Raw genomic sequence first — 11,065 nt, 5'->3', positions numbered from 1 at the left:
TTTATTTTGAACAAGATGGTAAATTGCGCGCTGATGACGTTAGTTTTGTTAGGCGCGCCGTTAGTGGCACATGCTGAGAAAATTGCCGTAGTGGATATGGGCGCTGTGTTTGAACAGCTCCCACAACGTGAACAGATCTCTCAATCTCTGAAGAAAGAGTTTGGTGATCGCGTAGCTGATGTCCAAAAAATGCAAGAAGAAATGCGTTCTCTGATGGAGAAGCAGCAACGTGATGGTGCATTAATGAACGATGCACAAAAAACTGAGCTGGTTCGTAAAATGGAATCGCTAAAATCTGAATATCAGTTAAAAGGCAAAGCATTGGATGAAGACCTACGTCGTCGCCAAGGTGAAGAGCAAAATAAACTGTTAGTTAAAGTGCAAAAAGCCATCAACACTATCGCTGAAAAAGACCAATATGATTTGGTATTACAACGTGGTGCTGTCATTTATGTTAAGCCTAACGCTGACATCAGTGGCAAAGTGGTTGAAGCCTTAAGCAAAGGCAAGTAATAGATGAATAGTGTGACTTTAAAAGAGCTATGCCTGTTATTAGACGGTGATATCCAAGGCGACGAAACGCTAATTATTAATAGTGTGGCGACCTTAGAAAATGCCAAGGCGGGTCAGATCTCTTTTTTAGCCAACAGTAAATACCGCTCTCAGCTTGAGGCAACTCAAGCGAGTGCGGTGTTATTGTCAGCTAAAGATGCGCAGGATTATCAAGGTACTGCGTTAATTGTAAAAGATCCATATGTCGGTTTTGCTCGTGTTGCTCAGTATTTGGACACTACACCCAAAGCAGCGGTGGGTATCCATCCTTCGGCACAAATTGATCCTTCAGCCCATTTAGGGGAAGGTGTCGCTATTGGCGCGAATGCTGTGATTGGTGCGAACGTCATTTTAGGTGAAAATGTGCAGATCGGTGCCGGTGTTGTGCTGGGACAAGATGTGGTTATTGGCTCAAAAACACGTTTGTGGGCTAATGTCACCGTCTATCACGATGTGCATTTAGGACAGGATTGTATTATCCATTCGGGTGCCGTATTAGGCTCAGATGGTTTTGGTTATGCTAACGAACGTGGTCAGTGGATTAAAATTCCGCAGACAGGTGGCGTGCGTATTGGCGATCGGGTTGAAATTGGTGCTAATTCAACGGTAGATCGTGGGGCATTAGGCCATACAGAGATCCACGACGGTGTGATTATTGATAACCAAGTGCAAATTGCCCATAACGATATAATCGGCGAAAATACTGCTATTGCAGGCAGTACTACTGTTGCTGGCAGTGTCACTATTGGTAAATATTGTATTATTGGCGGTAGCTGTGCCATCGCAGGTCATTTGAGCATTGCCGATGGTGTGCATGTGTCTGGTGCTACCAATATCACCACTAATATGCGTGAGCCTGGTTTATACTCTTCTGCCACCGTGGCAATGGACAATAAACTTTGGCGTAAAAATACAGTTCGTTTCCGTCAGTTAGATGAACTGTTCCAGCGTGTTAAAACGTTGGAAAAAAATTTAAAAACACCAGATTAATTGCCCCAAGGCAATTTGAGGAACTCGGTTCGTGTCTAATCAAATGAACACTATGGATATTAAAGAAATACTTAAATATCTACCCCATAGATATCCATTCCTATTGATCGATCGTGTGCTTGATTACACTCCTGGTGTTAGTCTGCAGGCGATCAAAAACGTTTCAATAAATGAGCCATTTTTTCAGGGACATTTCCCGATACAACCTGTGATGCCAGGTGTGCTTATTTTAGAAGCGATGGCACAGGCAACTGGCCTGTTAGCCTTTAAAACGATGAGTAGTGATGTACCACCACCAGGTGTGTTGTATTACTTTGCTGGTATCGATAATGCGCGTTTTAGACGTGTGGTTGAGCCAGGAGATCAAATTCATTTTGATGTCAAAATGATTAAAGAGCGCCGCGGGATTGGCGTTTTCTACGGTGAGGCCAAAGTGGATGGTGAAGTGGTTTGTTCCGCTGAAATCATGTGTGCCCGCAGAGAGATTAGTCAATGATAAATACATTAGCGTTTGTGCATCCCGATGCAAAAATTGGCAATAACGTCACTATTGGCCCTTGGACTTATATCGGTGCGGGCGTCGAAATTGGTGATGATTGTTGGTTGAGTTCCCATGTGGTGGTCAAAGGTCCAACGATTATCGGCAAAGGGAATCGTATTTTTCAATTCGCCTCCGTTGGTGAAGAATGCCAAGACAAAAAGTACGCTGGCGAGCCGACACGACTGATCATTGGCGACAATAACGTCATCCGTGAAAACGTGACCATTCACCGCGGTACAGTTCAAGATAACAGTGAAACCCGTATTGGTTCGAATAACTTGTTTATGAACTATGTGCATATCGCCCATGACTGTGTGGTCGGCGATAATGTCATCATGGCGAATAACGCATCTATTGCAGGTCATGTGCACGTCGGTGACTGGGCGATTTTAGGCGGTATGACAGGCGTACATCAGTTTGTGCATATTGGTGCCCATGCGTTTACTGCCGGTTGTTCTTTAGTTTTGCAGGATGTGCCTCCTTTTGTGATGGCAGCGGGTCAACCGACAGTGCCTCGCGGCTTAAACAGCGAAGGTATGAAGCGTCGCGGTTTTTCTAAAGAAAGCCAGTTAGCCGTGCGTCGTGCTTATAAAACGTTATATCGTAGCAGCTTAACGGTAGAAGAAGCGATTGAAGCATTAGCTGAAGATGCGCAGAACGATGAGCAAGTCAAATTACTGCTTGAGTTTGTAAAGTCATCGAGTCGCGGCATTATTCGATAACTTGATGACCACATGACAACAAAAGGGCATTTTTATGCCCTTTTGTATTATTGGTTTAAGCCTTTTTTGTGGTAGACGTAGCCGTTAAAAATGTGTTTATTCATCAATGCATTCGACCATAAATGAGCTTAGTCATTAATTGAATCATTAACTTAACATAAGTGTAGGCTTGGAACGATGCATTTTAGGTGCGGTTTACCTCTTCATCCAATGCCATTAATTCATGAGACGTGATTGGTTTATGAGCAATAAAACTCCATTAGTGTTTGCCATGGTTGCCGGAGAACTCTCAGGCGATATTTTAGGTGCAGGTTTAATGGCTGCGCTGCAAAAGACCCACCCCGATGCGCGCTTTGTCGGTATCGGTGGACCCCGCATGGAAGCCCTAGGCTTCAAATCCCTGTTTGCGATGGAAGAACTCGCAGTGATGGGAATCGTTGAAGTGTTATCTCGTCTACCTCGCTTATTAAAAGTGCGGTCATCCTTGATTAAAGAGATCACCGCGCTTAAGCCCGATTGTTTTATTGGCATAGATGCACCGGATTTTAATATAGGCCTCGAGCTTAAACTCAAAGCGCGCGGTATTAAAACCGTCCATTATGTGAGCCCATCAGTGTGGGCATGGCGCCCAAAACGTATATTCAAAATCGCGAAGGCGACCCATATGGTGTTGTCGTTATTGCCATTTGAGAAAGCTTTTTATGACAAGCATCAAGTACCTTGCACCTTTGTGGGTCATACCTTAGCGGATGATATTCCGTTGCGAAGCGATAAAGCGGCGGCGCGTCAGTTACTTGAACTCGATGCCGATGCAGAATATTTAGCGATTCTACCGGGATCTCGTGGTGGCGAGTTAAAGCAATTGGCCGAGCCTTTCGTGAAGGCGGCTTTACTGATTAAACAGAACTTCCCTGATATACGTTTTGTGACGCCGCTGGTCAATCAAAAACGCCGTGAGCAATTTGAGCAAGCGCTGAAGGATTTTGCACCGGATCTCGAAATTCATATGGTCGAAGGTCAGTCGCGCGAAGTCATGGCGGCTGCCGATGGCATTTTATTAGCATCAGGCACCGCGACGTTAGAAGCCATGTTGGTTAAGCGTCCAATGGTGGTGGCTTATCGTGTTAGCCCTATGACCTATTGGATTGCTAAGCGCATGATGCAGGTCGAGCGTTTCTCGTTACCGAATCTACTGGCTGGAAAAGATCTCGTCCCTGAGCTCATTCAAGAAGATTGCACGCCAGAGAAAATAGCTGCGGCGGTCACAGTCGAGTTAAATCGAGATTTTACGCCGCTCAAAGCTGAGTTTGATGCCCTGCACCAAGTGTTACGCCGTGATGCGAGCTTAAAAGCCGCTGAAGCGGTAATGGCACTGGTTGAGCCTAAACCAAGTCATGCTAAATCACTGGAGGCTAACTAGTGGCAACTTTTAAAAGTTTAACCGACGCCGATTTGCTGGCCTTTTCGACGGGATTAATTGCTGGTGTGGATGAAGTCGGCCGTGGGCCATTAGTCGGCGATGTAGTGACTGCGGCTGTGATTTTAGATCCAAACAAGCCCATCAGTGGTCTGAATGATTCCAAGAAACTCAGTGAGAAGCGCCGCGAAGCTTTGTTTGATGAGATTTGTGAAAAAGCCCTGTGTTATCACGTGGGCCGCGCAAGTCCTGCTGAAATCGATACGCTTAATATCTTGCATGCCACTATGTTGGCAATGCAGCGCGCGGTTGCAGGGCTTAAGATTGCGCCTACGTTGGTGTTAGTCGATGGCAATCGCAGTCCGGCATTTGTTGCCCATAATGGCGTCTCGCTTACCAGTCACAGCATCATTAAAGGTGATGGTTTAATTGCCAGTATTAGTGCCGCATCGATTATCGCCAAAGTGACGCGTGATCGTGAGATGGATGTGCTCGATGCTGCTTATCCGCAATACGGTTTTGCTAAGCATAAGGGCTATCCGACTAAGGCGCATTTTGAGGCCATCGCCGAACATGGGGTGTTTGACCAATATCGTAAAAGTTTTAAACCCGTCAAGGCATTACTGGGACTGTAAGCTGTGCTCCCAAGCTACCTGAAGATACGAGTTTCAGGTTGTTTGGGTATAAGTTCCCGTTATCCAGCAAAGTCACTGGCTCTGGCTGCGTGACTTTGTTAGTCTGCTTTCTAGTTATTGTTAACCTGCTATTCAAAGATAATCCTAATTATGTCCGATCCTCGTTTTGTGCATCTTCGTGTCCACAGTGACTTCTCTATGACCGATGGCGTGGCGAAGGTCAAGCCTATTTTGGCGCAGGTGGAAGCGCAGGGAATGGCTGCGGTCGCCTTGACTGACCAAAATAACTTTTGTGGTTTGGTGAAGTTTTACAGTGGTTGCCATGGTGCGGGGATCAAGCCGATTATTGGTGCCGATTTTTGGATGCAAGTGCCCGGATTTGAAGGCGAATTATGCGCCTTAACCATCATTGCGATGAACAATGTCGGTTATCAGAATCTGACTCAAATCATCAGTCAAGCCTATTTGCGTGGCCAAGTGGCCGGCCGTGTAGTGATAGACCAAGAGTGGTTACTCACTTATAACGAAGGCATTTTGCTGTTATCGGGCGCCAAAGAAGGCGATCTGGGTAAGGCACTGCTCAAGGGCAATGGCACACAAGTCGAATCTTTATGCGACTTTTATCAGACCCATTTCACTGACCGTTATTTCCTCGAACTTATCCGCACAGGTCGACCCGATGAAGAGCGTTATCTGCATATGGCTGTGGCCTTAGCGCAGGAGAAGGGCATCCCTGTGGTGGCTACTAATCAGGTGGTGTTTCTTAAACCCGAAGATTTTGATGCCCACGAAATTCGGGTGGCAATTCACGATGGCTTTACCCTTGCAGATCCTCGCCGACCTAAAAAATACAGTGAACAGCAGTATTTGCGTAGCGAAGAGGAAATGTGTGAACTATTCGCCGACATTCCTGCGGCGTTGTCGAACAGTGTCGAAATCGCTAAACGCTGTAATGTAACGATCCGTTTATACGAATATTTCCTGCCCAATTTCCCGACGGGCGATATGTCCATTGAAGACTTTCTGGTCGATTGTTCGAAGAAGGGCCTCGAAGAGCGGCTCGAGTTTTTGTTCCCTGATCCTGAGGTGCGCGCCGAGAAACGCGGCGAATACGATGAGCGCCTCGATATTGAACTTAAAGTGATCAACCAGATGGGGTTCCCCGGTTACTTCTTGATCGTAATGGAGTTCATCCAATGGGGTAAAGATAACGGTATTCCAGTAGGGCCTGGTCGTGGCTCGGGCGCGGGTTCACTCGTGGCCTATGCGCTTAAGATTACCGACTTAGACCCATTGGAATTTGATTTACTGTTCGAGCGATTCCTCAACCCTGAGCGGGTTTCTATGCCCGACTTTGACGTCGACTTTTGCATGGATAGACGTGATGAAGTGATCGACCATGTGGCCGAATTGTACGGCCGCGAAGCGGTATCGCAAATCATCACCTTCGGAACTATGGCGGCAAAAGCGGTTATTCGTGACGTTGGCCGTGTGCTGGGTCATCCCTATGGCTTCGTTGACCGAATTTCTAAACTCATTCCACCAGAACCTGGGATGACGCTGGCGAAAGCTTTTGAGGTCGAGCCAGCCCTGCAAGAATCCTATGATGCCGATGAAGACGTAAAAGATCTGATCGACATGTGTCGCAAGCTCGAAGGTGTGACGCGTAACGCGGGTAAACACGCGGGTGGTGTGGTGATTGCACCAACAAAAATTACCGATTTTGCGCCACTCTATTGCGATGCTGAAGGTAAAAACCCAGTAACGCAATTCGATAAAAACGACGTTGAAACCGCAGGTTTAGTTAAATTCGACTTTTTGGGTTTACGCACTTTGACAATCATCGACTGGGCACTGGAAATGGTGAACAAGGTCGAGGTCAAAAACGGTCGCCCACCTGTGCGTATCGAAGCGATTCCGTTAACGGATGCGGCATCTTTCCGCTTGTTGCAAAAATATGAAACCACGGCGGTATTCCAGTTGGAATCCCGCGGTATGAAGGATTTGATTAAGCGTCTGCAGCCCGACTGTTTTGAAGACATGATCGCACTGGTGGCATTGTTCCGCCCTGGGCCTTTGCAATCGGGCATGGTAGATAACTTTATCGAGCGTAAGCATGGGCGCGAAGAAGTCTCGTACCCCGATTCTCAGTACCAGCATGAATCCCTAAAAGAACTGCTATCGCCGACCTACGGTATTATTCTGTATCAAGAGCAAGTGATGCAGATTGCACAGGTGTTATCGGGTTACACCCTTGGCGGCGCCGACATGTTGCGCCGTGCTATGGGTAAGAAAAAGCCCGAAGAGATGGCCAAGCAGCGCAGTATCTTTAAAGAGGGCGCAATCAATAACGGCGTCGACGGCGACTTGTCGATGAAGATCTTCGACTTAGTGGAAAAGTTCGCCGGCTACGGTTTTAACAAATCTCACTCAGCCGCCTATGCGCTTGTTTCTTATCAGACCTTATGGCTAAAAACCCATTATCCTTCGCAGTTTATGGCGGCGGTAATGTCGGCTGATATGGACAACACAGATAAAATTGTGACTTTGGTCGATGAATGTGAGCGTATGGGATTACCGCTCATTCCTCCGGATGTGAACAAAGGCTTGTTCAAATTTACCGTCGATGATGATTTGCGCATTGTTTATGGCATTGGCGCCATTAAAGGCGTGGGTGAAGGTCCAGTTGAATCGATTTTAGAGGCGCGTAAAGATGGCCCCTTCGTGGATTTATTCGATTTCTGTGCCCGTATCGATTTGAAAAAGCTCAATAAGCGCGTGATTGAAAAGCTGATCTGCGCGGGCGCACTCGATACTCTAGGGCCGCATCGTGCGTCTATGATGGCAACCTTGCCCGAAGCGATTCGGGCTGCTGATCAACATGCCAAAGCCGAGGCGATTGGCCAACACGATATGTTTGGTTTGCTCAACAGTGAACCCGAAGACAATAAGCAGCAGTTTGTCGAATGTACCCCATGGCCAGATAAAATTTGGCTCGAAGGCGAGCGCGAAACCTTAGGCTTGTATTTGACCGGTCATCCGATCAATCAATATTTAAAAGAGCTTAAGCATTACACGTCCGGTCGTTTGAAAGATGTGCATCCCACCGAACGCGGTAAAACCGCTAAGGCTGCGGGTTTAGTGGTGGCAACGCGAGTGATGCTGACCAAGCGCGGCTCGAAAATGGGCCTGTTGACGCTCGATGATAAGAGCGCACGTCTCGAAATCATGTTGTTTACCGAAGCCTTTGAAAAGTTTAATCATCTGCTGGAGAAAGACCGCATCCTCATTTGTGAAGGTGAGGTGAGTTACGATGATTTTGCCGGCGGCAACCGTATGACGGCGCGTAACATCATCGATATCAGTGAGGCGCGCAGCCACTTTGCCAAAGCGCTGGAAATTGATATGGATGGCAGCGAGTTAACGCCATCGGCGTTAGACACTTTTGAGCAAGCCCTAAGCCCGTGGCGTAACGGCGCCGTGCCTGTGGTGATCAATTACACTCAAGCTCAAGCCAAAGGTCAGTTTAGGTTAGCCGATGCTTGGCGAGTGAATCCGACCGATGACTTGATGCTCTCGCTCGAATCGCTCCTCGGGCCAAACAAGGTGAGAATTTTATTCTAATGTTGGCGAATGTCTTAGGTGCAAACAGATGAAGTTAACTTATGTCGGTTAAGCTTGACGAAGCGTCGACTGCTGGCGATCTCAGCGCGCATATCTGTGATTTTTTGGCTGCGCAATCCTTAGCGCCTGACAGCAAGTTAGTACTGGCTTACAGTGGTGGGGTTGATTCCGAAGTCTTGGCCTTTGGTTTAAGCCAGTTTGCACGGCAACATCCGGAGTTTAATTATCAGCTAGTGTATGTACACCATGGCCTAAGCGATAACGCTGAGGCTTGGGCACAGCATTGCCTTGAGCGGGGCCAGTATTACGACCTGCCCGTGACGGTTGAGCGAGTCGCGGTTAATCGTGGACCAAGATTGAGCCTTGAAGCCGAAGCTCGAAAAGTCCGTTATCAAGCGATTGAACGGCATTTAAGCGAAAATGATGTGTTATTGACAGCTCACCATGAAGACGATCAGCTCGAAACTATTCTGCTGGCGCTCAAACGTGGTCAAGGCCCGAAAGGGCTGGCGGCCATGGGGCAAGTACAAGCATTAGCACAAGGCAAACAATTGCGGCCGTTATTGGATATCAGCCGTGAGCAGATTGAAGCCTACGCAAAACAGCAGGGCTTAGTGCATATTGAAGATGAAAGTAATCAAGACGATAAGTACGATCGAAATTTTTTACGCTTAGAAATCATTCCCCGCTTAAAAGCGCGTTGGCCGAGTATTGCGACAACTGCGAGTCGAAGTGCGGCATTGTGCGCCGAGCAACAGGCGACGCTGGATTTACAGGTGAGTGAACGTTTACCTTTATGGTTAACCCAAGCGCCTTACCATACTCAAAGTGTATTCAAGCTCGATGGTTTTGCCGAACAGTCAGCCGACTGGCAAGCGTTACTCTTACGTGGCTTTATTGAATCCCAAGGTTTTGCTTTGCCCTCAAAGGTGCAGCTTAAGCAAATCATCACTCAGCTTCTTAACGCGAAAGACGATGCTAAAGTGCATATTCGAGTGGGTGAGTGTGAAATCCGTCGCTTTGCTAATCAAGTCTATTTATTCAAGTATCAAACTTACAAACGTCACACTCAGCCTGTGAGTTGGACCTTGCCACAGCATGACTTTATTTCTTTATTACAGGGAGATAGTACCGTATTAGTCGTGTCGCCTGAGGGCTTAGCGAATGGTGAGCAGATTAGGCTGATAGTGACAAAACAAGGTCCCAGAGTCCGTTTACCTTGGCCTGATGAAGTCGTTAGTGTGCGTTATCAACTTGCGGGGCAATTTCGCTGCCACCCGCATTCTCGGGGTAAGGGGCGAGAATTAAAGAAACTGTGGCAAGAGTTTGCCATTCCGCCTTGGGTACGCGAAAAGGTGGGGTTTGTGTTTTATGGCGAGCAACTGGTGATGGCAATTGGACTGTGGGTTGAAAAGGGCTTTATTGTTGAGTCGAATGGACTTGGTTTACAGGTATTTGTTGAGGAAGCAAAGGAATTCTAGTCGAGAGTCAATCTTGGAATATTGGTGTGTTCTAGGAAAGCGAGAGGAGAGTGGAACGCAGCGCGTCAGTTTGATTTAGACCTTTATGGGGTACGCGCTGCGAGTGAGTTATCGCATTTCATTTGGCATCCCTGCGCGTGTTAAACTAATTGATTTTGGCTGAGTTTATAGCAGTTACGTCCTGCGGCTTTGGCTTGATAAAGCGCCTTATCGGCAAGTTCATAAAGTTGTTCGGCTTCAATGGTATCGTGTGATTCTGCCGCCCCTAAACTACAGCTCACCCCAAATTGATTGAAACTACTGTGCTGATTGATTACCGAGACAATCCGTTCACATAACAAGCCAGCCGCATGAATATTGCCTTGGACAATAATGACGAATTCATCACCACCAATCCGGAAGGCTTGATCTGTATTGCGTATGGTTGCACGAATGATGTCACCAAATTCCTTCAGAATATAGTCACCACATTTATGGCCGAATTTATCATTAAGTTGTTTAAAGTTATCAAGATCGAGCACTATGAGAGCGACGGCTCCTTGTTTTCGATGGGCTCTTGCGGTCGCATTGCTGAGACTCTGACTGTAATAATGGCGATTGCCTAAGCCAGTGAGTGAGTCAAACATAGCTTGCATCGACATTTCTTGATATTGCAACGCATTTAATAAAGGTTGCAATAACAGCGGTTCAATATCCTGTAAGTTTGAGGTTTGTGATGGCGTAAATGGCGTCACCAGTTGGTACTGAATCGTTAATGGCATTCCTGCACACATGAGCTGTCGTTTGACGCTGATACCATAACGTTTGCCCCAGCTGAATTTGTGCTCGCCATAGGTTAAGCGCACGCCTTGGATCGGCAAGTGTTGTCCCAGCACTTTGCCATAGCAGGCAAAGACTGTCCTAGGATCTAAACTGGCGTGCAGTTGTTGGATCACTTGTATCAAGTCCAATGGATTATCATTGGGACTATAATGTTCTGTTTGATAGCGATATTCGTCGGGATACAGCTCGGTCGCTAGGCCAAAGTCCATAATCATCACTCCAGCAAATGTTAGTGCGATACATCTCTAACCTAGTCTAAGCAAATACCGTGCCGCAATATT

9 protein-coding genes are annotated in these 11,065 nt (G+C 47.0%); 8 read left to right on the top strand and 1 reads right to left on the bottom strand.

What is annotated here, in order from left to right:
• Window positions 1-15: 15 nt before the first annotated feature.
• The 8 genes from L5M51_RS07970 to tilS all read left to right on the top strand — a co-directional run bounded on the left by L5M51_RS07970 (window position 16) and on the right by tilS (window position 9,962).
• On the top strand, window positions 16-513 hold the full coding sequence (locus L5M51_RS07970; protein ID WP_028760600.1) for an OmpH family outer membrane protein: 498 nt from the start codon (window positions 16-18) through the stop codon (window positions 511-513).
• A 3-nt stretch (window positions 514-516) separates the two neighbouring features.
• Entirely contained in the window at window positions 517-1,542 is a 1,026-nt protein-coding gene (lpxD, locus tag L5M51_RS07965) for a UDP-3-O-(3-hydroxymyristoyl)glucosamine N-acyltransferase (protein WP_105249717.1), read from the top strand.
• 31 nt (window positions 1,543-1,573) lie between these two features.
• Window positions 1,574-2,038 (top strand): 3-hydroxyacyl-ACP dehydratase FabZ, encoded by a 465-nt coding sequence (gene fabZ / locus L5M51_RS07960; RefSeq protein ID WP_006080990.1) that lies wholly within the window; start codon window positions 1,574-1,576, stop codon window positions 2,036-2,038.
• Complete coding sequence (gene lpxA / locus L5M51_RS07955; RefSeq protein WP_263172264.1) at window positions 2,035-2,805, top strand: acyl-ACP--UDP-N-acetylglucosamine O-acyltransferase; 771 nt, start codon at window positions 2,035-2,037, stop codon at window positions 2,803-2,805. Before fabZ ends, lpxA begins: the two co-directional genes overlap by 4 nt.
• Window positions 2,806-3,046: 241 nt before the next feature.
• Complete coding sequence (lpxB, locus tag L5M51_RS07950) at window positions 3,047-4,225, top strand: lipid-A-disaccharide synthase (protein WP_113938987.1); 1,179 nt, start codon at window positions 3,047-3,049, stop codon at window positions 4,223-4,225.
• On the top strand, window positions 4,225-4,857 hold the full coding sequence (gene rnhB / locus L5M51_RS07945) for a ribonuclease HII (protein ID WP_263172263.1): 633 nt from the start codon (window positions 4,225-4,227) through the stop codon (window positions 4,855-4,857). Before lpxB ends, rnhB begins: the two co-directional genes overlap by 1 nt.
• A 150-nt stretch (window positions 4,858-5,007) precedes the next feature.
• Window positions 5,008-8,481 (top strand): DNA polymerase III subunit alpha, encoded by a 3,474-nt coding sequence (gene dnaE / locus L5M51_RS07940; RefSeq protein WP_263172261.1) that lies wholly within the window; start codon window positions 5,008-5,010, stop codon window positions 8,479-8,481.
• Between the two features lie 41 nt (window positions 8,482-8,522).
• Window positions 8,523-9,962, top strand: coding sequence for a tRNA lysidine(34) synthetase TilS (gene tilS / locus L5M51_RS07935; protein ID WP_263172259.1), 1,440 nt, complete (start codon window positions 8,523-8,525; stop codon window positions 9,960-9,962).
• 140 nt (window positions 9,963-10,102) lie between these two features.
• On the opposite strand, the gene L5M51_RS07930 is transcribed toward tilS, so the two are convergent.
• Window positions 10,103-10,993 carry a GGDEF domain-containing protein gene (locus L5M51_RS07930; protein WP_105249714.1) on the bottom strand — a complete coding sequence of 297 codons (891 nt, stop codon included), beginning with the start codon at window positions 10,991-10,993 and terminating at the stop codon, window positions 10,103-10,105.
• Between the last annotated feature and the right edge of the window lie 72 nt (window positions 10,994-11,065).

The sequence above is a fragment of the Shewanella sp. SM73 genome (assembly GCF_025653795.1).
Classification (GTDB): domain Bacteria; phylum Pseudomonadota; class Gammaproteobacteria; order Enterobacterales; family Shewanellaceae; genus Shewanella; species Shewanella oncorhynchi.
This window is presented reverse-complemented; position numbering and strand designations above follow the sequence as displayed.